We start from the raw sequence: 21,576 nt of genomic DNA, 5'->3' as shown, positions 1-21,576 counted from the left end.
ACGGCGGCGCTGCGGCGGGGAGGGTCCCCGCCGTAGTCGGGAAAGTGACGCCTGTCAGTCATGAATGCGGCCAACAAGGCGCGTCAGGGCAGGAAGAAAGGTGTGAACACCTTTGTTCACCTTTTTGATAGCAGCAAGCGCATGAGTGCATGGGATGTGTTCGTGGCGGTCCTGGCCGACGAGTTTTCCGATCTTTCCCGGCTCGAGCAGACTCTCCGGACCGGCCTGCGCCTGCTGCTGGCGGCCGTGCTCGGCGGCCTGCTGGGCTTCGAGCGCGAGCATCACGGGCATGCCGCCGGCGTGCGCACCCACATGCTGGTGACCCTGGGCGCCGCGCTGTTCGTGCTGATTCCGGAGCAGGCCGGCGCCGGGCACGACGCCATGAGCCGGGTGATCCAGGGTATCGTGGCCGGGGTGGGCTTCCTCTGCGCCGGCACCATCCTGAAAAGCCGCGACAAGGCTGAGGTGACGGGCCTGACCACCTCGGCCGGCCTCTGGCTCGCCACCGCCATCGGCGTCGCGGTCGGCCTCGGTCACCAGGCCACGGCGGTGCTCGGCACCCTGCTCGGCCTGTTCATCCTCAATGTCGTCTCCTGGCTGATCGACCGGTTGGAGAAGGGCCGCAACGGCCCCTGAGCGCTCTTCAGAACCACAGGCGGATGCCGGCGACGAAGCGGGCTTCCTCCTCGTCCTCGCCTTCGTCGCGGGCCAGGTCCTCGCTGTTGCCGTACAGGCGGCCCCAGCTGACGCCGATATAGGGCGCGAACTGGCGGCTGATCTCGTAGCGCAGGCGCAGGCCGGCCTCGATCTCGCCGAGGCCTGCGCCTGCGCCGCGCTCGCGGTCGTTGCGGCCGTAGAGGTTGGCCTCCACGGTCGGCTGGAGGATCAGCCGGTTGGTCAGCAGGAGGTCGTAGTCGGCCTCCAGGCGCAGGGCGCTCTGGCCGCCCTCGCCGTAGTAGGCGGTGATTTCCGTCTCCAGGCCGTAGAAGGGCATGCCCTGGAGGCCGATGGCGGCCCAGGTCTGCGCCGAGCCGGGCTTGAAGTCCTGGCGCAGGCCGCCGACCAGTTCCCACCAGGGACCGATGGCATGCCCCCAGAGCGCCTGGAGCTCGGCCTGTTCGGTGTGCCCGTTGGTACGCTCGCCCTCCGAGCGCAGCCACAGCCGGTCGATATCGCCGCCGATCCAGCCGCTGGCGTCCCAGACCAGGGCGCTGCCGTCGTCGGCATCCTGGTATTCGAGCTTCTCGAACAGCAGCAGGCTGTTGAGCGAGCGGCCATGGGGCGCATGGCCGGACAGCGGGGGAAAGGCGGCGGCGCGGTCGGTGTCGGTGAGGGCCGGGATGTTCGGCGGCAGGGCCGCGCTGGCCGGGGAATGCTGCATGCCGGCATGGCCGGCGTGATCGTGACTGCCGTGCGCGCCATGCTCCATCGGCCCGGCCTGCGGCGCTGGATGGTGGCCGTGACCGGCGTGCCCGTCGGCGGCCAGCGCGCCCAGGGGCACCGCCAGCGCGGCGGCGAGGGCGGCGGCGCGGCGCGGCAATCCGTGCAGTGCGATCATCGTCATTCCTCCACCCGCACTTCGCGGAACATGCCCGTCTCCATGTGGAACATCAGGTGGCAGTGGTAGGCCCAGCGGCCCAGGGCGTCGGCGGTGACACGGTAGCTGCGCCGCGATCCGGGCGGCATGTCGAGGGTGTGCTTGCGCACCAGGAAGTTGCCCTGCTCGTCCTCCAGGTCGCTCCACATGCCGTGCAGGTGGATGGGATGGGTCATCATGGTGTCGTTGACCAGCACGATGCGCAGCCGCTCGCCGTACTTCAGGCGCAGCGGCTCGGCATCGGCGAAGGGGATGCCGTCGAACGACCAGGCGAACCTTTCCATGTGCCCGGTCAGGTGCAGCTCGAGGGTGCGGCCCGGCTCGCGGCCGTCCGGATCGGCGAAGGCGCTTTTGAGGTCGGCGTAGGTCAGCACCCGGCGGCCGTTGTCGCGCAGGCCGATGCCGGGATCGTCCAGCCTGGCGGTGGGCGTCATGGTCTGCATGTCGACCAGCGGATTGCCGGTCTCCGAGGCCGGATGGGCCTGCATTTCCCCGCCCGGCGCGGCGTGATCCGTGCCGCCGTGGCTCATGGCGCCATGGTCCATGCCGGCATGCGCCATGCTCCCGTGATCGCCGTGATCCATCCCGGCATGCCCGGCCGGTGCCGCGCTCCCGTGGACGCCATGGTCCATGCCGCCGTGGCCCATGTCGGCCATGCTCAGCTGCGGGCGCGGATCGGGTGCGGGCACCGGCGCGCTCAGCCCCTCGCGCAGCGCCAGGGTGCCGCGGGCGTAGCCGCTGCGGTCCAGGGACTGGGCGAACAGGGTGTAGGCCTCGGCGTCCTGCGGCTCGACGATCACGTCGTAGGTCTCGGCCACGGCGATGCGCAGCTCGTCGACGCTCACCGGCTCGACGTTCTGCCCGTCGGCAGCGACCACGGTCATCTTCAGGCCGGGGATGCGCACGTCGAAGTAGGTCATCGCCGAGGCGTTGATCAGGCGCAGGCGGACCCGCTCGCCGCGGCGGAACAGCCCGGTCCAGTTGCCGGCCGGCGACTGGCCGTTCAGCAGGTAGGTGTAGGTGTGGGCGCTGACGTCGGCCAGGTCGGTGGGAGTCATGTTCATCGCCGCCCAGGCCTTGCGCTCGGCGACGGTCGCCGCCCAGCCGTGCTCGCCGACCTCCCTGATGAAGTCACCGACCGTGCGCTTGTGGAAGTTGTAGTAGTCCGACTGCTTCTTGAGCTTCTTCAGGACCCGCGCCGGGTTCTCGTCGGTCCAGTCGCTGAGCATCACCACGTAGTCGCGCTCGTACTGGAAGGGCTCGGGCTCGCGCGGGTCGATGATCAAGGCGCCGTACACGCCGGTCTGCTCCTGGAAGCCGGAGTGGCTGTGGTACCAGTAGGTGCCGCTCTGCTTCACCCTGAAGCGGTATTCGTAGCGGCCGCCCGGGGCGATGCCGTCGAAGCTCAGGCCCGGCACGCCGTCCATGTTGGCCGGCAGGAGGATGCCGTGCCAGTGGATCGAGGTGTCCTCGTCCAGGCGGTTGCGCACCCGCAGGGTGACGGTGTCGCCCTCGCGACAGCGCAGGGTGGGGCCGGGCAGGGAGCCGTTGATGACGGTGGCGGTGCGCGGCCTGCCGGTGATGTTCACCGGGACTTCGCCGATGTCGAGGTCGAATTCGCTGCCGGAAAGCAGCGTGGGCCGGGCGGGACCGCCCAGCGCCCAGACCGGCGGGCGCCAGAGGCCGAAGCCGGCGAGGAGGCCGCCGGCGGCGAGGCCCTTGACGAAGGTCCGCCGCGAGGTTTTGCAATGCATGCCGTTGATGTCCAGTCTTGCGGAAAAACAGGGCCGCGCGAGGCGACGTTCCGAAAAACTGCCATATCCGGCGACGGCGGGTGATTACATTTCTGTAAGGGGGGACGGAGCCGATGGTCGGGCGACCCGCGGTCGAGGCCCTCGGCACACTGGACTATGCTTGCTCGACAGCGCGGCACGCCGGAGCCTGCCGCGGCACATCCATGACCACCGGACTGGAGCTGCCCCCATGTCGCTGTTCAAGACCCCCCGCACGTCCCTGGCCGAGGAACGCCTCGAGAAGGAGATTCACGACCTGATGCATGCCCTGGAGCATCTCAGGAGCAGCGCCTCGCACGATACCCGGCACGGCTACGAGCGGCTCAGGGCGCGCGCCGAGGACCTGCTGCAGCACTCCCGCCATCACTGCCACGACGGCGCCCACAGCCTGGCCCAGCATTGTCACCAGGTCGGCCAGTGTACCCGCGACTGTGTCCGTGCCCATCCCTGGGCCAGCCTGGCGGTGGGCGTCGGCGCCGCCGCGCTGTTCGGGATGCTGTTCGCCCGCGGCCGGGATCACTGAGCGCCGTCAGAGCGCCCGGCGCAGCTCGGCCAGCACGCTGGCGGTGTCCGGGCGGACGCCGCGCCACAGCTGGAAGGACTCGGCGGCCTGCTCGACCAGCATGCCCAGGCCGTCGCGGGTCCGCGCCGTGCCCTGCTGCTGGGCCCAGTGGCAGAAGGGCGTGGCCTCGCGGCCGTACATCATGTCGTAGCAGAAGCCGCGGCCCGGCTGGATCAGTCCGGCGGGCAGCGGTGGCAGTTCGCCGGCCAGGCTCGCCGAGGTGCCGTTGACGATCAGGTCGAACGGCCCCTGCAGGGCGGCGAAGGCGCAGGCGCTCAGCGGGCCGAGTTCGGCGAACTCGCCGACCAGCTGCTCGGCCTTGTCCTCGCTGCGGTTGGCGATCACCAGCGCCGCCGGACGCTCCGCCAGCAAGGGTTCGAGCACCCCGCGCACCGCGCCGCCGGCGCCGAGCAGCAGGATGCGCAGCCCCGCCAGGTTCAGGCCGGCCTGCTGGAGGTCGCGCACCAGCCCGGCGCCGTCGGTGTTGTCGCCGAGCAGCGCGCCGTCCTCGAGCTTCATCAGGGTGTTCACCGCCCCGGCGCGGCGGGCGCGGGGGGTGAGTTCGTCGGCCAGGCGGAAGGCGTCCTCCTTGAAAGGCACGGTGACGTTGGCGCCCTTGCCGTCGGCGAAGAAGGCGCGGGCCGCCCCGGCGAAGTCCTCCAGCGGCGCCAGCAGGGGCTCGTAGCTGAGCGCCTGGCCGGTCTGCTGGGCGAACAGGCGATGGATCTGCGGCGACTTGCTGTGGCCGATGGGATTGCCGAACACGGCGTAGCGGTCCATGGGAAGAAGATCCTCCGGCAACGAGGGAGCGCCTGTGGCGCCCGCCTCAACGAGTGTGTGGTCTGTCCATGCTGAAGGGTTCGTCCTTAACGGCCGGGAGGAAAGCGCTTGCGGCGTTGTCCCCCCGCTGGCGGGAAAGGCCGGCGGCCGTTTCCCAACCTACAGGAACTGTACTCCGAGACGATGCCCGGTTTGCTGCACGAAGCTCAGGCCTGGGCCAGCCAGTCGCGATCGGTGAGGAAGTACTCGGTCAGGCGCGCCTCGGGCGTGCCCGGCGCAGGTTTCCAGTCGTAGCCCCAGCGCACCTCGGCCGGCAGCGACATGAGGATCGACTCGGTGCGCCCGCCGGACTGCAGGCCGAACAGGGTGCCGCGGTCGTAGACCAGGTTGAACTCCACGTAGCGGCCGTGGCGATAGGCCTGGAACTCGCGCTCGCGCTCGCCGTAGGGGGTGTCCTTGCGCTTCTGCACGATCGGCAGGTAGGCCTGGATGTAGGCATCGCCGACGGCGCGCAGGAAGGCGAAGCTGGTGTCGAAATCCCACGCGTTGAGGTCGTCGAAGAACAGCCCGCCGATGCCGCGCGGCTCGTTGCGGTGCTTGAGGTGGAAGTAGCGGTCGCACCACTCCTTGAAGCGTGGGTAGACGTCGGCGCCGAAGGGCGCGCAGGCGTCGCGGGCGACCTGGTGCCAGAACACGCAGTCTTCCTCGAAGGCGTAGTAGGGGGTCAGGTCGAAGCCGCCGCCGAACCACCAGACCGGCGCCTCGCCCTCCTTCTCGGCGACGAATAGCCGCACGTTGGCGTGGGAGGTCGGCACATAGGGGTTGCGCGGGTGGATCACCAGCGACACGCCGAGGGCCTGGAAGCCGCGTCCGGCCAGTTCCGGACGGTGCGCGCTGGCCGACGGCGGCAGGCCGGCGCCGTAGACGTGGGAGAAGTTGACGCCGCCCTTCTCGATCAGTGCGCCGCTCTCCAGCACCCGGGTGCGGCCGCCGCCGCCGCCTTCGCGGAGCCAGGCGTCCTCGCGAAAGCGCGCGCCACCGTCCTCGGCCTCGAGGGCGGCGCAGATACGGTCTTGCAGGTCGAGCAGGTAGGCCTTCACGGCCTCGATTTGATCGTTCACGGCATTTCCCATGTTGAAAACGGCACTGGACAAGGCGGCCCGCAGGCCCGGACGGGCGGCTAGCATAACATTGCGCAATTCCTTGCCGAAGTTGACGGGACGGAGGGCTTGACGCTTGGATAGCGGCCTCGCCGCGGCACGCGGCACGGACACAGCAGCGATCCTGCGGAGGAACAGAGACATGGCCAAGCGCATCCAGATCAGCCGTCACGGCGGCCCCGAGGTCCTCGAATGGGTCGACTGCACGCCGCCGGAGCCGGGGCCGCACGAGGTTAGGGTGCGCAACCGGGCGATCGGCCTGAACTTCATCGACACCTACTACCGCAGCGGCCTGTATGCCCCGCCGCAGCTGCCGTCCGGGCTCGGCCTGGAGGGCGCCGGGGAGGTAGAGGCGGTCGGCAGCGAAGTCGGGCGCTTCCGGGTCGGCGACCGGGTCGCCTATGCCAACGGTCCGCTGGGCGCCTACGGCGAGTTCCATGTGCTGCCAGCGGACAGGCTGGTCAGTCTGCCGGACGCGATCGATTTCGAGCAGGCCGCCGCGGCGATGCTCAAGGGCCTCACCGTGCAGTACCTGCTGCGCCAGATCGGTCATTTCCAGGGCGGCGAGACCATTCTCTTCCATGCCGCGGCCGGCGGCGTCGGCAGCCTCGCCTGCCAGTGGGCCAGGGCGCTCGGCCTCCGGCTGATCGGCACCGTCGGTTCGCCGGAGAAGGCCGAGCGGGCCAGGGCCCTGGGCGCCTGGGCGACCATCGACTACAGCCGCGAGAACGTGGCGCAGCGGGTGCTGGAGCTGACCGACGGGCGCAAGTGTCCGGTGGTCTACGACTCGATCGGCAAGGACACCTGGGAAACCTCGCTGGACTGCGTCGCCCCGCGCGGCCTGCTGGTCAGCTTCGGCAACGCCTCCGGGCCGGTGACCGGCGTCAACCTCGGGGTGCTGGCGCAGAAGGGCTCGCTGTTCGTCACCCGCCCCCAGCTGGCCGGCTACGCCGACACCCCGGAGCGCCTGCAGGCGATGGCCGACGAGCTGTTCGCGATGCTCGCCAGCGGCCAGCTGCGGGTCGAGATCGGCCAGCGCTTCTCCCTCGCCGAGGCCGCCCGGGCCCACGAGGCGCTGGCCTCGCGCCAGACCGTCGGCTCGACCGTCCTGCTGCCGTGATAGGGGCTGTTGATGTTTTGGCGTAGGCCGCGGCGGCAGCCCTAAGCCGGGCGGATCACCTGGCCGCTGGCCAGGTCGCGGATCAGGCTGGGATTGCGCCGCCCGCCCAGGGCGCCGCCGAGCACGGCGTCGAGCCGGCGCAGGAAGTACTGTTCGACGCGCAGCCGCGAGCGCGCGGCCGGGCGGCCGGCGGGGTTGGCCGAGGTGGACACCAGCGGGCCGGCGAGGGCGCACAGCGCACGCACCTGCGGGTGGTCGCTGACGCGCAGGGCGACGCTCGCGTGGCGGCCGGTGATCCACGCCGGCAGGCGGCCCCGGTGCGGCACCAGCCAGGTGTTCGGCCCCGGCCAGGTGGCGGCCAGGCGCTCCCGCCAGGCCGGCGGCAGGTCATGGAGCAGGAAGTCGAACTGGCGGATGTCGGCGGCGACCAGGATCAGGCCCTTCTCCTGCGGCCGCCCTTTGAGCGCCAGCAGGCGGCGCACCGCGGCCTCGTTCCACGGGTCGCAGCCCAGGCCCCAGACCGCCTCGGTCGGATAGGCGATCACCCCGCCAGCGCGCAGCACCCGCGCCACCTGTCGCACCCGCCAACTGCCGTGCATCGCCTGCCTCCGGAAAAAAGATTCGGCGCAGTGTACCAAGCCCGTCAGCCGGCGCAGCCCAGCCAGCGGCCGCCCTCGCAGGCGACCAGGCCGTCCAGCTCCAGCTCGGTGAGCGCCCCCAGCACCCGGGCGAGCGGCCAGCCGCTGGCCAGGGCCAGCGCCTCGCTGGTCTGCGGGGCGGCGTGGAGCAGCGCCAGCAGTGGATGCCGCTCGCCGGCCGGGGCTGGCACGGCCGGCGGCCGAGGCGCCGGCGCGAGGTTTTGCCAGCCGCGCAGCGCCTCGAGGATGTGCTCGATGCTTTCCACCAGAGTCGCGCCGTCGCGGATCAGTTGATGGCAGCCGCGGGCGCCGGGATGGTGGATCGAGCCGGGAATCGCATAGACCTCGCGGCCCTGCTCGGCGGCCAGCCGGGCGGTGATCAGCGAGCCGCTGGAGGGGCTGGCCTCGACCACCAGCACGCCGAGGGACAGGCCGCTGATGATGCGGTTGCGGCGCGGGAAATTGCCTGCCTGGGGCGGGCAGTCGAGCGGCAGTTCGGAAACCAGCGCGCCGCCGCCGGCGAGGATCTCCGCCGCCAGGGGCGCATGGCGGGGCGGATAGATGCGCTGCAGGCCGGTGCCGAGCACCGCCACGGTCTTGCCGGACGCCTCCAGCGCGCCCCGGTGGGCGGCGCCGTCGATGCCCAGGGCCAGTCCGCTGCTGATGACGAAGCCGGCGCCGGCGAGCTGCCGGGCGAAGGCGCGGGCGGTGTCCAGCCCGGGTTTCGAGGCGCGGCGGCTGCCGACCATGGCCAGCTGCGGCTGCTCGAGCAGGGCCGCCTCGCCTTCGACGAAGAGCAGCGGCGGAGCATCGTCCAGCTCGGCCAGCAGGGCCGGATAGCCGGGCTCGCCGAGCGGCAGCAGCTGCCGCTGCGGCTGCTCCAGCCAGGCGAGCGCCATCGCAGCCTGCTGGCGGACCTCGGCGCTGCGCCGCGCCTCGGCGCAGCCGGCCGGCAGTCCCAGCGCGCGCCAGGCGGAAGCCGGCGCGCTGAGCGCCGCCGAGGCGCTGGCGAAGGCCTCGAGCAGGCGCCGATGGCGGCGCGGCCCGAAGCCGGGCAGGGCGTGCAGGCGCAGGCGCGCTTCCAGTTCAGCGGGCGGGAGGGGCATGGGAGCGATCATCCTTGATCTACGGAACGAAACGGGCGGGGCCGGCACTTGGTCCGGCACCCCCTCCGGCGGGAGGGGGCAGGAAGCAGGGGTTACGGGTTGCGCACCTTGTCCAGCACCGCCAGCTGGCGGCTGGCGGTGAGGATCAGGCCGTAGCTGAGCCGCTCGTAGGTGCGGAACACCATCAGCAGGCCGGAGCGCTCGTCGGGGATCTTCACTGGCTCGCCGGTGATGCGGTCGCGCACGGTCTCGCCGGTCTTGTACACCGCCAGCACGTGGCCTTCGGCCAGACCGTCGCGGCTGCCCTTGTTGAGGGTGACCACGTCGAAGTTGCCGACCTGGGTCACCCCGCGCGGCACGTCGAGGATCACCCCGTCGATCGGGCTGGCCGGCTCGCTGGGCATGAAGGTGGAGTTGACGGCCCGCTCCTCGGTGGCGAACAGCCGGTCGCCGATGCGCACTTCCTGGGTCGAGCGCCTGAGCACCAGGGTGGCGATGTCGCCTTCCTCGGCGACCATTTCGCCGGTGCCGATGTCGTCGGCGTTGATGCCGAGGACTTCCTTGGTTTCCGGGTCGACGTAGGTCTTGCCCTGGCGGAAGATGCCGTAGGCCGCCTCGCCGGCGGAGAAGTCGCCGCGCGCGTAGACCCGGTCGCCGGCGCCGCTGACCACCCGTTCGGCATTGCCGGCGACCACGTAGGGCGCGCCCTCGAACTCCGCCGCGTCGTCGACGATGCGGTTGCTGAGCAGGAAGCTGTTGATCTTCTCCAGCGGAATGGTCGGAATGGCCTGGACCATCGGCGTGCGGCGGATCTGCGGCGACAGCTTGATGGTACCGCGGCTGGCGCCGCGGTTGAGCATCAGGCGCGGCTGGCCGTCGATGTAGACCAGGCTCAGCACGTCGCCTGGATAGATCAGGTGCGGGTTCTCGATCTGCGGATTGACGTGCCAGAGCTGCGGCCATTGCCAGGGGGCGCGGAGGAACTTGCCGGAGATGTCCCACAGGGTGTCGCCCCGGACGACCGTGTAGCTCTGCGGATGACCCGCGCGAAGCTGCACCTCGGCCTGCGCCAGGGAGCCGCCGGCAGCCAGCAGCAGCAGGGCGAGTAGTGATTTCCTCATGCGGTGAATCCCTTTATCATGTGCCTTCGCGTGAAACGTCGAGCGCCGCCGTATTTCCCTTCGGGATCGCGGCGTAAAGCCGTTTTTTCAATGCTGCTCAGCATCTTATCAGCAGCCGTTTCGATCAATTCCCCAAGTGCATCACAAACGCATATGGCGATACTGAACATCCTCGAATTCCCCGACCCGCGCCTGCGCACCGTCGCCAAACCCGTCGAGTCGGTGGACGACGACCTGCGCCGGCTGATCGACGACATGTTCGAGACCATGTACGCCGCGCCCGGCATCGGCCTGGCGGCGACCCAGGTGAACGTGCACCAGCGCCTGGTGGTGATGGACCTGTCCGAGGACAAGAGCGAGCCGCGGGTGTTCATCAACCCGGAATTCGAGCCGCTCACCGCGGAGCTGGGGCCCTACCAGGAGGGCTGCCTGTCGGTGCCCGGCTTCTACGAGAACGTCGAGCGTCCGCTGCAGGTCCGCATCCGCGCCCTGGATCGCGACGGCCAGCCCTTCGAGCTGGTCGCCGAAGGCCTGCTGGCGGTGTGCATCCAGCACGAGTGCGACCATCTGAACGGCAAGCTGTTCGTCGACTACCTGTCGACGCTCAAGCGCGACCGCATCCGCAAGAAGCTGGAGAAGCAGCATCGCCAGCACGGCTGAGCCCGTCCCTGCGCAGGCTTGCCGTGGCAAGCCTTTTTCTTTCTTGAGCGAGCGACCATGACCCAGCCTTTGCGCATCGTCTTCGCCGGCACGCCCGAATTCGCCGCCGAACACCTCAAGACCCTGCTGGCCGCCGGCCAGCGGCCGATCGCCGTCTACACCCAGCCGGATCGCCCCGCCGGACGCGGGCAGAAGCTGATGCCCAGTCCGGTGAAGCAGCTCGCCCTGCAGCACGCCATCCCCGTCCTGCAGCCTTCGAGCCTGCGCGATCCCGCCGCCCAGGCGGAGCTGGCGGCGCTCGAACCCGACCTCCTGCTGGTGGTCGCCTACGGGCTGATCCTGCCGCAGGCGGTGCTGGACATCCCGCGCCTCGGCTGCATCAACAGCCATGCCTCGCTGCTGCCGCGCTGGCGCGGCGCGGCGCCGATCCAGCGCGCCATCGAGGCCGGCGACGGCGAATCCGGGGTCACCGTGATGCAGATGGAAGCAGGTCTGGACACCGGGCCGATGCTGCTCAAGGTCGCCACGCCGATCCAGCCCGACGAGACCGGCGGCAGCCTGCACGACCGCCTGGCCGGGCTGGGGGCGCAGGCCCTGGTCGAGGCCGTCGCCCGGCTGGCCGCCGGCGAACTCGCCGGCGAGGTGCAGAACGACGCCTTGGCCACCTACGCGCACAAGCTGAACAAGGACGAGGCACGCCTCGACTGGAGCCGCCCGGCAGACGAGCTGGCGCGGCGGATCCGCGCCTTCGATCCCTGGCCGGTCTGCCACAGCAGCCTGAACGGCACGCCGCTGAAGGTGTTCGGCGCGCTCGTCGAGGCGGGCGAGGGGGCGCCGGGAACCATCCTCGCCGCCCGCCGCGACGGCCTGACCGTCGCCTGCGGCAGCGGCGCCCTGCGCCTGACCCGCCTGCAGCTGCCGGGTGGCAAGCCGCTGGCCTTCGCCGAGCTGTACCACAGCCGCCGCGAGCAGTTCGCCGTCGGCCAGGTGCTGGGGACATGAGCCTGAATCCGCGCCTGGCCGCCACCCGCGCACTGGCGGCGGTGCTCGCCGGCAAGGCGTCGCTCGCCGCCCTGCCGGCCCAGCTGGAGCAGGTCGAGCCGCGCGACCGCGCGCTGGCCCAGGAGCTGGCCTTCGGTGCCGCCCGCTGGCAGCCGCGCCTGGCCCTGCTCGCGGAAAAGCTGCTGCGCAAGCCGTTCAAGGCCGCCGACCGGGATCTCGAGGCGCTGCTGCTGATCGGCCTGTACCAGCTGCTGCACACCCGCATCCCCGCCCATGCGGCGATCGGCGAAACCGTGGCCTGTGCCGAGCAGCTGAAGAAACCCTGGGCCAAGGGTCTGCTGAACGCCGTGCTGCGCCGCGTGCAGCGCGAGGGCGCGGCGCTGCTCGCCGGCCTGAAGGGCGATCCGGTGGCGCGCACCGCCCATCCGCGCTGGCTGCAGCAGGCCCTGAAGGCAAATTGGCCGGAGCACTGGGAAGCCATCTGCGCCGCCAACAACGAGCATCCGCCGCTGACCCTGCGGGTCAACCGCCGGCTGGCCTCGCGCGATATCTATCTCGCCGAGCTGGCGGCGGCCGGCATTCCGGCCAGCGCCTGCCGCTTCAGCCGTGATGGCATCCTGCTCGGCGAACCGCGCGACGTGCGCAGCCTGCCGGGCTTCGCCGAGGGCCGCATCAGCGTGCAGGACGAGGCCGCCCAACTGGCCGCCTACCTGCTCGAGCCGATGCCCGGCCAGCGCGTGCTGGATGCCTGCTGCGCGCCCGGCGGCAAGACCTGCCACCTGCTGGAAAGCGAGCCGCGGCTGGCCGAGCTGGTCGCCATCGACCTGGAGGAACGGCGTCTCGAACGGGTCCGCGAGAATCTCGACCGGCTGGGCCTTGCGGCCCGGCTGATCGCCGCCGATGCGCGGGCCACCGGGAGCTGGTGGGACGGCCGCCGCTTCCAGCGCATCCTGCTCGATGCGCCCTGTTCCGCCACCGGAGTGATCCGCCGCCACCCGGACATCAAGCTGACCCGCCAGGCCAGCGACATCCCCGCCCTGGCCGCGCTGCAGGGCGAGCTGCTGGACGCCCTGTGGCCGACCCTGGAGGTCGGTGGCATCCTGCTCTACGCCACCTGTTCGATTCTGCCGGCGGAGAACAGCGACACCATCGCCGCCTTTCTCGCCCGCACGCCCGGCGCCCGCGAACTGGACATCGCCGCCAGTTTCATCGGCGCCAAGCCGGGCCTGGCGCAGCGCCACGGCCGCCAGTTGCTGCCGCAGCCCCAGGGCCACGACGGCTTCTACTATGCCAAGCTGATCAAGATCGCCGCCGGTCCGCGCGGCTGAGGAACGCAGTCCGATGAAGATCATCATTCTCGGTGCCGGCCAGGTCGGCGGCACCCTGGCCGAGCACCTGGCCAGCGAGGCCAACGACATCACCGTGGTGGACACCGATACCGAGCGCCTGCGCGACCTCGGCGACCGCCTGGACATCCGCACCATCGCCGGCAAGGGCTCCTTCCCCACCGTGCTGCGCCAGGCCGGCGCCGACGACGCCGACATGCTGGTGGCGGTGACCAACAGCGACGAGACCAACATGGTCGCCTGCCAGGTCGCCTACACCCTGTTCCACACCCCGACGCGGATCGCCCGGGTGCGCGAGTCGGCCTACCTGACCCGCGCCGGGCTGTTCAGCAACGAGGCGATTCCGGTGGACGTGCTGATCAGCCCGGAGCAGGTGGTGACCAACCACATCAAGCGGCTGATCGAATACCCCGGCGCCCTGCAGGTGATCGACTTCGCCGACGGCAAGGCCCAGCTGGTGGCGGTGCGCGCCTACTACGGCGGCCCGCTGGTCGGCCAGCAACTCCGGCAGATCCGCGAGCACATGCCCACCGTGGATGCCCGGGTGGCGGCGATCTTCCGCCGCAACCGGGCGATCCTGCCCAAGGGCGACACGGTGATCGAGGCCGACGACGAGGTGTTCTTCATCGCCGCCAAGACCCATATCCGCGCGGTGATGAGCGAGCTGCGACGCCTCGAGATCAGCAACAAGCGGATCGTCATCGCCGGCGGCGGACACATCGGCGAGCGCCTGGCCGAGGCCATCGAGAGCCGCTACCAGGTGAAGATCATCGAGGCCAATCCGGCGCGCTGCCGCTACCTCTCGGACACCCTGGACAGCAGCATCGTGCTGCAGGGCAACGCCTCGGACAAGGACCTGCTGGTCGAGGAGAACATCAACGAGGTCGACATCTTCCTCGCCCTGACCAACGACGACGAGGCCAACATCATGTCCTCGCTGCTGGCCAAGCGCCTCGGCGCGCGCAAGGTGATGAGCATCATCAACAACCCGGCCTACGTCGACCTGGTGCAGGGCGGCGAGATCGACATCGCCATCAGCCCGCAGCTGGCCACCATCGGCACCCTGCTGACCCACGTGCGCCGCGGCGACATCGTCAGCGTGCACTCGCTGCGCCGCGGCGCGGCGGAAGCCATCGAGGCGATCGCCCACGGCGACGCCAAGTCGAGCAAGGTGGTCGGGCGCATGATCGGCGAGATCGAGCTGCCCCAGGGCACCTCCATCGGTGCGGTGATCCGCGCCGAGCAGGTGCTGATCGCCCACGACGATACCCTGATCGAGTCCGGCGACCACGTGATCCTCTTCCTGGTCGACAAGAAGCACATCCGCGACGTGGAGCGGCTGTTCCAGGTGGGGCTGACCTTCTTCTGAGAGCGGCGAAGACGGGCGTCGTGCGGTGCCCTCAATACCACTCCCGCTCGCCCGGCGGACGCCGCTTGAAGCGCTTCATGGTCCACATGTACTGGCTGGGATAGGTGCGCACGTACTTGCCGATCACCGCGCTCATCGCCGCCACGGCGGTTTCCGTGTCCTGGCTGTACATCTCCGGCGGCGCGGCCTCGAGGATCACCCGGTAGCCCGAGCCGTCGGCCAGGCGCACGGCGTGCAGGAAGACGCCGACCGCCTTGCCGCCGGCGAGCATGTTCGGCACGAACTTGCTGGTCAGCGCCCGGGTGCCGAGAAAGGGCACGAAGAGGCCGCTGCCCTCGCCCGGCTCGGGGTCGGCCGGAATGCCCACCGCGCCGCCCCGGCGCACCTCGCGGAGCACGCTGAGGATGCCTTCGCGGGTCGAGGGGGCGACGCGATTGCCCAGCTGCACGCGCTGGCGCTGCAGCAACTCGTCCACCGCCCGCAGCTTGGGCGGCCGGTAGAAGATGACCGGCTTGCACTGGCTGCAGTAGAAGTGGTTGAGCACTTCCCAGTTGCCCAGGTGGCTGGTGATGCCGACCACCCCCTTGCCGGAGGCCAGCGCCTGCTCGAGCACCTGCAGGCCTTGCACCTCGCGCACCCGGGCGAGGGACTTGCGCGCCGGCCAGATCCAGGCGCAGGCGCTTTCGGTGAGGGTTTTGCCGATGTCGCGCAGGCTCCGGCGCACCAGGCGCTCGCGCGCCCGGGCGTCGAGTTCGGGGAAACACTGGCCGATGTTGATCCGCACCACCTCGCGCGAACGGTTCGGCACATGCGCCATCAACCAGCCGAGGGTTGTCCCGACGCCCTGTACGGCGCGCCAGGGCAGCAGGGCGAAGAGGCGCAGGGAGGTGATCACCACTGCGCCCTTGAGCTTTTCCACAAACGGACTCCTGGGTTGAAAACGGCTCATAGTGTAATGCAGCCCGCCGGCAGGGCAGGCGGAACCGGCCTTTGGTCGGAGGTGCCGCTCAGCGGCGTGGCGCGGGGATGGGCCGGGCGGCCGGCTCCGCCAGTTCGGCATGGCGGTCGCAGTCGACGGTGTGGTCCATGACCATCCCGCACGCCTGCATGAAGGCATAGCAGATGGTCGGACCGACGAAGGCGAAGCCGGCCTTCTTCAGCGCCCGGCTGAGCGCCTCGGCCTTCGGGGTGGTCGCCGGCACCTCGGCCGGCGTGCGGAAGCGGTTGATCCGCGGCGCGCCGCCGACGAACGACCACAGCCAGCCGGCCGGGTCCTCGAGCTGCAGCCAGGCGCGGGCGTTCTGCCGGGCCGCCTCGAGCTTGCGGCGGTTGCGGATGATGCCGGGGTCCTGCAGCAGGCGCTCGATCCCGGCATCGTCGAGGACAGCCAGGCGCCCGGCATCGAAACCGAACAGCACCCGGCGGTAGTGCTCGCGTTTCTTCAGCACGGTGAACCAGGACAGTCCGGCCTGGAATCCCTCCAGAAGCAGCAGCTCGAACAGGCGTTGCGGATCGTCCAGGGGCACGCCCCATTCCGCGTCGTGATAGGCCTGGTACAGCGGGTCGTCGGAGCACCAGAAGCAGCGTGGCATGGGCGTTCGCATCAGGGTGGAGGCCGCCGGGAATCGGGTATACTCGCAGCCCTTTACGTCGCAGCCTCAGGACAGGGTGATTTTTGTGAGCCAGACTACGCCTGCCGTGCGCACCTTCCAAGACCTGATTCTCGCCCTGCAGAACTACTGGGCCGAACAGGGTTGCGTGGTGCTGCAGCCCTACGATATGGAAGTGGGCGCCGGCACCTTCCACACCGCCACCTTTCTGCGCGCCATCGGCCCGGAAACCTGGAACGCCGCCTACGTGCAGCCTTCGCGCCGCCCGGCCGACGGTCGCTACGGCGAGAACCCCAACCGCCTGCAGCACTACTACCAGTTCCAGGTGGTCCTGAAACCCAACCCGGACGACATCCAGGATCTCTACCTGGAATCCCTGCGGCGCATCGGCATCGACACCCACGTGCACGACGTGCGCTTCGTCGAGGACAACTGGGAGTCGCCGACCCTGGGCGCCTGGGGCCTGGGCTGGGAAGTCTGGCTGAACGGCATGGAGGTCACCCAGTTCACCTACTTCCAGCAGGTCGGCGGCGTCGAGTGCTACCCGGTCACCGGCGAGATCACCTACGGCCTGGAGCGCCTGGCCATGTACCTGCAGGGCGTCGATTCGGTATACGACCTGGTGTGGACCGACGGCCCGTTCGGCAAGGTCACCTACGGCGACGTGTTCCACCAGAACGAGGTGGAGCAGTCCACCTACAACTTCGAGCACGCCAACGTGGCCAAGCTGTTCGAGCTGTTCGACTTCTACGAGTCCGAGGCCAACCGCCTGATCGAGCTGGAGCTGCCGCTGCCGACCTACGAGATGGTCCTCAAGGCCTCGCATACCTTCAACCTGCTGGACGCCCGCCGCGCCATCTCGGTGACCGAGCGCCAGCGCTACATCCTGCGCGTGCGCACCCTGGCCCGCGCCGTGGCGCAGAGCTACCTGCTGGCGCGCGCCAAGCTCGGCTTCCCGATGGCCCCCCCCGAACTGCGTGACGAAGTCCTGGCCAAGCTGGAGGCTGCAGAATGAGTGCACAAGATTTCCTGGTCGAACTGGGCAGCGAAGAGCTGCCGCCGAAAGCCCTGAAGAACCTCGCCGCCGCCTTCCTCGCCGGCATCGAGAAGGGGCTGGCCAGCGCCGGCCTCGACTACCGGGTCGCCCGCGTCTACGCCGCGCCGCGCCGCCTGGCGGTGCTGGTCGAGCAACTGTCCACCCAGCAGCCGGACCGCACCCAGAACCTCGACGGCCCGCCGCTGGCGGCCGCCTTCGACGCCGAGGGCAATCCGACCCAGGCCGCCCTCGGCTTCGCCCGCAAGTGCGGCGTCGAGCTGAGCGAGATCGACAGCAGCGGCGCCAAGCTGCGCTACAGCCGCCAGATTCCCGGCCAGCCGGCCGCCGCGCTGCTGCCGGCGATCGTCCAGGCCTCGCTCGACGAGCTGCCGATTCCCAAGCGCATGCGCTGGGGCGCGCGCAAGGACGAGTTCGTCCGCCCGAGCCAGTGGCTGGTGATGCTGCTCGGCAACCAGGTGGTCGACTGCGAGATCCTCGCCCAGAAGGCCGGCCGCGAATCCATGGGCCACCGCTTCCACCACCCGGACGCGGTGCGCATCAGCCAGCCGTCCAGCTACCTGGAAGACCTGCGCAGCGCCTACGTGCTGGCCGACTTCGCCGAGCGCCGCGAGCTGATCGCCGGCTGCGTCGCCGAACTGGCCGCGCAGCAGCAGGGCAGCGCCATCGTCCCCGAGGAGCTGCTCGACGAGGTGACCGCGCTGGTCGAATGGCCGGTGCCCTTGGTCTGCTCCTTCGAGGAACGCTTCCTCGCCGTGCCCCAGGAAGCGCTGATCTCCACCATGCAGGACAACCAGAAGTACTTCTGCCTGCTGGATGCCAATGGCAAGCTGCTGCCGCGCTTCATCACCGTGGCCAACATCGAGAGCAAGGACCCGGCGCAGATCGTCGCCGGCAACGAGAAGGTGGTGCGCCCGCGGCTGACCGACGCCGAGTTCTTCTTCAACCAGGACAAGCGGCAGAATCTGGAAAGCTTCAACCAGCGCCTGGCCAGCGTGGTCTTCCAGGCCCAGCTGGGCAGCGTGCTGGACAAGGCCGAGCGCGTCTCGCGGCTGGCCGGTTTCATCGCCGAGCGCATCGGCGGCAATCCGGAGCACGCCATCCGTGCCGGCATCCTGTCGAAGAGCGACCTGGCCAGCGAGATGGTCAGCGAATTCCCCGAGCTGCAGGGCATCGCCGGCTACCACTACGCGCTCAACGACGGCGAGCCGGAAGACGTCGCCCGCGCCCTCGACGAGCAGTACATGCCGCGCGGCGCCGGCGCCCAGCTGCCGTCGACGCTGACCGGCGCCGCGGTGGCGATGGCCGACAAGCTCGACACCCTGGTCGGCATCTTCGGCATCGGCATGCCGCCCACCGGCAGCAAGGACCCCTATGCCCTGCGCCGGGCCGCCCTGGGCATCCTGCGCATCCTCATCGAGAAGCAGCTGGACCTGAACCTCGAGGAGGCCAGCCACTTCGCGGTCGCCCAGTACGGCGCCAAGGTCAAGGCCGCCGGCCTCGCCGAGCAGGTCAGCGAGTTCGTCTTCGACCGCCTGCGCGCGCGCTACGAGGACGAGGGCGTCGACGTCTCCAGCTACCTGGCGGTGCGTGCCCTGCAGCCGGCCTCGGCCTACGACCTGGACCTGCGCGTGCAGGCGGTGCAGGCCTTCCGCCGGCTGCCGGAAGCCGAGGCGCTGGCCGCGGTGAACAAGCGCGTCTCCAACCTGCTCGGCAAGTACGAGGGCAAGCTGCCGGCGACCATCGAGGCCCGCTACTTCGACAACGCCTGCGAGTTCTCCCTGTACTCGGCGCTGCAGCAAGCCCAGCACGCGGTCCGGCCGCTGGCCGCCGAACGCCGCTACCGCGAGGCGCTGGAGCGCCTGGCCAGCCTGCGCGATCCGGTGGACGCCTACTTCGAGGCGGTGCTGGTCAACGCCGAGGACCCGGCGATCCGCGCCAACCGCCACGCCATGCTGGCGCAGCTGCGCGGCCTGTTCCTCTGCGTCGCCGACATCTCCGTGCTGGGACAGTGAGCGATGAAGCTGATCGTGCTCGATCGCGACGGGGTCATCAATGAGGACTCCGACGCCTTCGTCAAATCCGCGGAGGAATGGATTCCCATCCCCGGCTCCATCGAGGCGATCGCTCGTCTGAGCAAGGCCGGCTGGACGGTGGCGGTCGCCACCAACCAGTCGGGCCTGGCCCGCGGCCTGTTCGACATGACCGCCCTCACCGACATGCACCTGAAGCTGCAGCAACTGGTGATGGAGCAGGGCGGGCGGATCGACCTGATCGTGCACTGCCCGCACGGCCCGCAGGACGGCTGCAGCTGCCGCAAGCCGCTGCCCGGCATGTTCCACAGCATCGCCGAACACTTCCGGCTGCCCGACCTGAAGGGCGTGCCGGTGGTCGGCGACAGCCACCGCGACCTGCACGCCGGCCTGGTGCTCGGCGGCAGCCCCTATCTGGTGAAGACCGGCAAGGGCCTGCGCACCCTGCAAAACATCCTGCCGCCCGGCACCCAGGTGTTCGATGACCTGGCGGCCGTCGTCGATCATCTTCTCAAGGCCGATGGCTGAGCCCATGCAATCCCTTCGCATTCCGATCTTCTATCTGCTGCTGTCCCTGAGCACCGTCATCTGGTGCCTGATCAGTCTGGTGGTCGCGGTCTTCCTGCCGTTCCGCGCCCGCTACCGTTTCGTCGTGCAGACCTGGTGCCGCTGCGCCGTCTGGCTGGCCTGGCACATCCTCGGCATCCGCTATGAACTGCATGGCGTGGAGAGCATCCCCCAGCGCCCCTGCGTGATTCTCGCCAAGCACCAGAGCACTTGGGAAACCTTCTTCCTCTCCGCCTACTTCGAGCCGCTCAGCCAGGTGCTCAAGCGCGAGTTGCTGCGCGTCCCGTTCTTCGGCTGGGCGATCGCCCTGCTCAAGCCGATCGCCATCGACCGCGGCAACCCCAAGGCGGCGCTCAAGCAGCTGGCCGAGCAGGGCCACAAGCGCCTGGAGCAGGGCGCCTGGGTGCTGATCTTCCCCGAGGGCACCCGCGTGCCGGTCGGCCAGATCGGCAAGTTCTCCCGCGGTGGCGCCGCCCTCGCGGTAAACGCCGGTCTGCCGGTGCTGCCGGTCGCCCACGACGCCGGCCTCTACTGGCCCAAGGAAGGCTGGGGCAAGACCCCCGGCACCGTCCGGGTGGTCTTCGGCCCGCCGCTGCAGGCCGAGGGCGAGGGTCCGCGGGCCATCGCCGACCTCAACGAGCGCGCCTTCGCCTGGGTCGAGCAGACCCAGCGGCAGCTCGGCGTCCTGGCCGACAACCCGGTGGTGGATGGACCGGCCAAGGTTTAACATCCCGGCATGCACTCCGGACCAGGCCGTCTCCCATGCCGACCTTCCCGTGGACGAAGTCCGCTGCCGCCGGGCCTCGTTCCACGTGGAACCCCTGCACGGCATGCCGCCCCATAGATCCTCTCGCCAGACCAGACGTAGCCGGAACCTTCCCATGGATTACACCGCCCAATGCCGTCGTCACCGCTTCCCCTGCCGTCGAACCGGCAGGAAGTCCGCGAGCGGGATGTCCTTGTCATGACTGCCGATGGAAACGTTCCGCTGCCGGAGGCGCTGGTCGAAGAGGGCACGCTGTTCTTCCTGCCGTTGCCGCAGCTCCTGGCACTGCTCAACCTGCCGGCAGCGGACGCGCTGCCGGACGGCGCGTCCGGCGGCGCCGGCTACTGGCCTGCCCATGCGCAGTGGCAGCGGCTGCTGGCCGATGGCCTGTTCGCCCATCCTGCCGCCCAGGACTACTGGCAGCAGCGCCTGGAGGAAGAGCACCGGCTGGCCGGCCAGATCCTGCCGCAGCAGGACGCCCTCGAGCGGCTGCGCTGCCTGACCCTCAGCCCGCTGGCCGGCGAACTCGGTTGCCCGCCGGCTGGCGAGCGCCTGCGCCGCCATCTGCAGGAGGCCTCGGAAAGCGACGCCCTGCTGGAAAGCGAGCTGCTGCTCGAGACCCGGCTCGCCGACGTGTTCGCCGCGGCGCTGCGCCTGGCGGCCTGGCGGGTGGTCGATCTGAGCCTCCAGCACTGGGAGCTGCTGAGCGGGGACGGCGAGCAGGACGAGGTGCTGCTCGAGCGCTTTCTGCCGGCCTTCGATGCCGAGGGCGGGCAGTGGAGCAACCCGGTGGAGGACTATCTCGCCCATCTCGCCGGCATGGTCGGCTGTGGCTGTCCGGAGCAGCCGTCCGACTGCAGTGGCCTGGCCAGGGTCTGGGCCGGCGAGAGGGCCGATGCCCAGGCCCGGGAGCACCTGCTCGGCGCCTGGCGGCAGGGGCGCCGCCGGGCGGACGCCCGGACAGTCGCCGGGTTGATGAATGCCGTCCTGCGCCGGCTCCTCGGCGGCGGAGAGAGAGAGGCGCCGGGCGATCTCGCCCTCGGCCGGCAGCTGCTCTGCGAATCCTTCCGCTTCGCGGAAAGCTGTGCCTACCTGCAGCGAATCCTGGCCCGGCTGGGCATGGCGGACGGAGCGATCGCCGAAATCTTCGCCGTCTACCGCAGCGAATACCGCCGGGCACGGGCCGCGCTGGGCCGGCCCCTGGCAGAAGACGGCGGCGCCTGAGCGTCGCTGCTCCGTTCCAGCGGGGGCTCCCCTGGCTGCGGAGCCGGCAGGAACTCCGGCACAATGGC

22 protein-coding genes are annotated in these 21,576 nt (G+C 70.1%); 12 read left to right on the top strand and 10 right to left on the bottom strand.

What is annotated here, in order from left to right; genetic code table 11:
• Positions 1-141 precede the first annotated feature (141 nt).
• Entirely contained in the window at positions 142-636 is a 495-nt protein-coding gene (locus EV691_RS15875) for an MgtC/SapB family protein (RefSeq protein ID WP_131298213.1), read from the top strand.
• 7 nt (positions 637-643) lie between these two features.
• On the opposite strand, the gene EV691_RS15870 is transcribed toward EV691_RS15875, so the two are convergent.
• On the bottom strand, positions 644-1,558 hold the full coding sequence (locus tag EV691_RS15870; RefSeq protein ID WP_278250230.1) for a copper resistance protein B: 915 nt from the start codon (positions 1,556-1,558) through the stop codon (positions 644-646).
• Positions 1,559-1,560: 2 nt separating this feature from the next.
• Positions 1,561-3,351 (bottom strand): copper resistance system multicopper oxidase, encoded by a 1,791-nt coding sequence (locus EV691_RS15865; RefSeq protein WP_131298217.1) that lies wholly within the window; start codon positions 3,349-3,351, stop codon positions 1,561-1,563.
• 229 nt (positions 3,352-3,580) lie between these two features.
• On the opposite strand from EV691_RS15865, the gene EV691_RS15860 reads away from it, so the two are divergent.
• Entirely contained in the window at positions 3,581-3,913 is a 333-nt protein-coding gene (locus tag EV691_RS15860; RefSeq protein WP_039800775.1) for an ElaB/YgaM/YqjD family protein, read from the top strand.
• 6 nt (positions 3,914-3,919) lie between these two features.
• Here the strand turns inward: EV691_RS15860 and aroE are convergent, their stop codons facing one another.
• Together aroE and hemF are read right to left on the bottom strand one after the other, a co-directional pair.
• The gene (gene aroE / locus EV691_RS15855; RefSeq protein ID WP_131298219.1) at positions 3,920-4,732 is read right to left on the bottom strand and encodes a shikimate dehydrogenase; all 813 of its coding nucleotides are present in this window, start codon (positions 4,730-4,732) and stop codon (positions 3,920-3,922) included.
• 206 nt (positions 4,733-4,938) lie between these two features.
• Positions 4,939-5,853, bottom strand: coding sequence for an oxygen-dependent coproporphyrinogen oxidase (gene hemF / locus EV691_RS15850; RefSeq protein WP_207390182.1), 915 nt, complete (start codon positions 5,851-5,853; stop codon positions 4,939-4,941).
• Positions 5,854-6,034: 181 nt separating this feature from the next.
• Here hemF and EV691_RS15845 point away from each other — a divergent pair, with 181 nt between their 5' ends.
• Positions 6,035-7,012 (top strand): NADPH:quinone reductase, encoded by a 978-nt coding sequence (locus tag EV691_RS15845; RefSeq protein ID WP_131298221.1) that lies wholly within the window; start codon positions 6,035-6,037, stop codon positions 7,010-7,012.
• A gap of 41 nt (positions 7,013-7,053) precedes the next feature.
• Here the strand turns inward: EV691_RS15845 and tsaC are convergent, their stop codons facing one another.
• From tsaC to EV691_RS23385, 4 genes are all read right to left on the bottom strand, one after another.
• A complete protein-coding gene (gene tsaC / locus EV691_RS15840; RefSeq protein ID WP_131298222.1) occupies positions 7,054-7,611 on the bottom strand; it encodes an L-threonylcarbamoyladenylate synthase type 1 TsaC in 558 nt (185 codons plus the stop codon).
• A gap of 44 nt (positions 7,612-7,655) precedes the next feature.
• Complete coding sequence (gene dprA / locus EV691_RS15835) at positions 7,656-8,756, bottom strand: DNA-processing protein DprA (RefSeq protein WP_131298224.1); 1,101 nt, start codon at positions 8,754-8,756, stop codon at positions 7,656-7,658.
• Between the two features lie 92 nt (positions 8,757-8,848).
• The gene (locus EV691_RS15830; RefSeq protein ID WP_131298226.1) at positions 8,849-9,877 is read right to left on the bottom strand and encodes a LysM peptidoglycan-binding domain-containing protein; all 1,029 of its coding nucleotides are present in this window, start codon (positions 9,875-9,877) and stop codon (positions 8,849-8,851) included.
• Complete coding sequence (locus tag EV691_RS23385; protein ID WP_157731337.1) at positions 9,874-10,047, bottom strand: hypothetical protein; 174 nt, start codon at positions 10,045-10,047, stop codon at positions 9,874-9,876. The genes EV691_RS15830 and EV691_RS23385 overlap by 4 nt, the downstream gene beginning before the upstream one ends.
• On the opposite strand from EV691_RS23385, the gene def reads away from it, so the two are divergent.
• The 4 genes from def to trkA are packed head-to-tail and all read left to right on the top strand — an operon-like array spanning position 10,031 to position 14,254.
• Positions 10,031-10,537: a peptide deformylase gene (gene def, locus EV691_RS15825; RefSeq protein ID WP_131298228.1), complete on the top strand. Its 507-nt coding sequence runs from the start codon at positions 10,031-10,033 to the stop codon at positions 10,535-10,537. The genes EV691_RS23385 and def overlap by 17 nt on opposite strands.
• 57 nt (positions 10,538-10,594) lie before the next feature.
• A complete protein-coding gene (gene fmt, locus EV691_RS15820; RefSeq protein WP_131298230.1) occupies positions 10,595-11,539 on the top strand; it encodes a methionyl-tRNA formyltransferase in 945 nt (314 codons plus the stop codon).
• A 2-nt stretch (positions 11,540-11,541) separates the two neighbouring features.
• Positions 11,542-12,867, top strand: coding sequence for a 16S rRNA (cytosine(967)-C(5))-methyltransferase RsmB (rsmB, locus tag EV691_RS15815; RefSeq protein ID WP_207390185.1), 1,326 nt, complete (start codon positions 11,542-11,544; stop codon positions 12,865-12,867).
• A 13-nt stretch (positions 12,868-12,880) separates the two neighbouring features.
• Positions 12,881-14,254, top strand: a complete 1,374-nt coding sequence (gene trkA / locus EV691_RS15810) for a Trk system potassium transporter TrkA (RefSeq protein ID WP_131298234.1) — start codon at positions 12,881-12,883, stop codon at positions 14,252-14,254.
• A 31-nt stretch (positions 14,255-14,285) separates the two neighbouring features.
• Here trkA and EV691_RS15805 read toward each other — a convergent pair whose 3' ends face one another.
• Both EV691_RS15805 and EV691_RS15800 read right to left on the bottom strand, forming a co-directional pair.
• The gene (locus EV691_RS15805) at positions 14,286-15,173 is read right to left on the bottom strand and encodes a lysophospholipid acyltransferase (RefSeq protein ID WP_131298236.1); all 888 of its coding nucleotides are present in this window, start codon (positions 15,171-15,173) and stop codon (positions 14,286-14,288) included.
• Positions 15,174-15,261: 88 nt separating this feature from the next.
• Positions 15,262-15,846 (bottom strand): DNA-3-methyladenine glycosylase I, encoded by a 585-nt coding sequence (locus EV691_RS15800; protein WP_131298238.1) that lies wholly within the window; start codon positions 15,844-15,846, stop codon positions 15,262-15,264.
• Between the two features lie 85 nt (positions 15,847-15,931).
• Here EV691_RS15800 and glyQ point away from each other — a divergent pair, with 85 nt between their 5' ends.
• The 5 genes from glyQ to EV691_RS15775 all read left to right on the top strand — a co-directional run bounded on the left by glyQ (position 15,932) and on the right by EV691_RS15775 (position 21,508).
• Complete coding sequence (glyQ, locus tag EV691_RS15795) at positions 15,932-16,879, top strand: glycine--tRNA ligase subunit alpha (RefSeq protein ID WP_089169752.1); 948 nt, start codon at positions 15,932-15,934, stop codon at positions 16,877-16,879.
• Positions 16,876-18,933, top strand: a complete 2,058-nt coding sequence (gene glyS / locus EV691_RS15790) for a glycine--tRNA ligase subunit beta (RefSeq protein ID WP_131298240.1) — start codon at positions 16,876-16,878, stop codon at positions 18,931-18,933. Before glyQ ends, glyS begins: the two co-directional genes overlap by 4 nt.
• 3 nt (positions 18,934-18,936) lie before the next feature.
• Positions 18,937-19,479 (top strand): D-glycero-beta-D-manno-heptose 1,7-bisphosphate 7-phosphatase, encoded by a 543-nt coding sequence (gene gmhB / locus EV691_RS15785; RefSeq protein ID WP_131298242.1) that lies wholly within the window; start codon positions 18,937-18,939, stop codon positions 19,477-19,479.
• 4 nt (positions 19,480-19,483) lie between these two features.
• Positions 19,484-20,245, top strand: a complete 762-nt coding sequence (locus EV691_RS15780; protein ID WP_207390183.1) for a lysophospholipid acyltransferase family protein — start codon at positions 19,484-19,486, stop codon at positions 20,243-20,245.
• A 237-nt stretch (positions 20,246-20,482) separates the two neighbouring features.
• Positions 20,483-21,508: a hypothetical protein gene (locus tag EV691_RS15775; protein WP_242672524.1), complete on the top strand. Its 1,026-nt coding sequence runs from the start codon at positions 20,483-20,485 to the stop codon at positions 21,506-21,508.
• The last annotated feature ends 68 nt before the right edge of the window (positions 21,509-21,576 follow it).

The organism is Azotobacter chroococcum (genome assembly GCF_004339665.1).
In the GTDB taxonomy this organism is placed as follows: Bacteria; Pseudomonadota; Gammaproteobacteria; order Pseudomonadales; family Pseudomonadaceae; genus Azotobacter; species Azotobacter chroococcum.
This window is presented reverse-complemented; position numbering and strand designations above follow the sequence as displayed.

Excerpts from the sequence above, each read along its gene's own strand:
- fmt (WP_131298230.1), top strand. The coding sequence starts at position 10,595 with ATGACCCAGCCTTTGCGCATCGTCTTCGCCGGCACGCCCGAATTCGCC.
- EV691_RS23385 (WP_157731337.1), bottom strand. The coding sequence starts at position 10,047 with ATGTTCAGTATCGCCATATGCGTTTGTGATGCACTTGGGGAATTGATC.
- EV691_RS15870 (WP_278250230.1), bottom strand. The coding sequence starts at position 1,558 with ATGATCGCACTGCACGGATTGCCGCGCCGCGCCGCCGCCCTCGCCGCC.
- EV691_RS15800 (WP_131298238.1), bottom strand. The coding sequence starts at position 15,846 with ATGCCACGCTGCTTCTGGTGCTCCGACGACCCGCTGTACCAGGCCTAT.
- gmhB (WP_131298242.1), top strand. The coding sequence starts at position 18,937 with ATGAAGCTGATCGTGCTCGATCGCGACGGGGTCATCAATGAGGACTCC.
- EV691_RS15780 (WP_207390183.1), top strand. The coding sequence starts at position 19,484 with ATGCAATCCCTTCGCATTCCGATCTTCTATCTGCTGCTGTCCCTGAGC.
- EV691_RS15865 (WP_131298217.1), bottom strand. The coding sequence starts at position 3,351 with ATGCATTGCAAAACCTCGCGGCGGACCTTCGTCAAGGGCCTCGCCGCC.
- EV691_RS15875 (WP_131298213.1), top strand. The coding sequence starts at position 142 with ATGAGTGCATGGGATGTGTTCGTGGCGGTCCTGGCCGACGAGTTTTCC.
- trkA (WP_131298234.1), top strand. The coding sequence starts at position 12,881 with ATGAAGATCATCATTCTCGGTGCCGGCCAGGTCGGCGGCACCCTGGCC.
- EV691_RS15845 (WP_131298221.1), top strand. The coding sequence starts at position 6,035 with ATGGCCAAGCGCATCCAGATCAGCCGTCACGGCGGCCCCGAGGTCCTC.
- EV691_RS15775 (WP_242672524.1), top strand. The coding sequence starts at position 20,483 with ATGACTGCCGATGGAAACGTTCCGCTGCCGGAGGCGCTGGTCGAAGAG.
- EV691_RS15860 (WP_039800775.1), top strand. The coding sequence starts at position 3,581 with ATGTCGCTGTTCAAGACCCCCCGCACGTCCCTGGCCGAGGAACGCCTC.
- tsaC (WP_131298222.1), bottom strand. The coding sequence starts at position 7,611 with ATGCACGGCAGTTGGCGGGTGCGACAGGTGGCGCGGGTGCTGCGCGCT.
- aroE (WP_131298219.1), bottom strand. The coding sequence starts at position 4,732 with ATGGACCGCTACGCCGTGTTCGGCAATCCCATCGGCCACAGCAAGTCG.
- glyS (WP_131298240.1), top strand. The coding sequence starts at position 16,876 with ATGAGTGCACAAGATTTCCTGGTCGAACTGGGCAGCGAAGAGCTGCCG.
- def (WP_131298228.1), top strand. The coding sequence starts at position 10,031 with ATGGCGATACTGAACATCCTCGAATTCCCCGACCCGCGCCTGCGCACC.
- EV691_RS15830 (WP_131298226.1), bottom strand. The coding sequence starts at position 9,877 with ATGAGGAAATCACTACTCGCCCTGCTGCTGCTGGCTGCCGGCGGCTCC.
- dprA (WP_131298224.1), bottom strand. The coding sequence starts at position 8,756 with ATGCCCCTCCCGCCCGCTGAACTGGAAGCGCGCCTGCGCCTGCACGCC.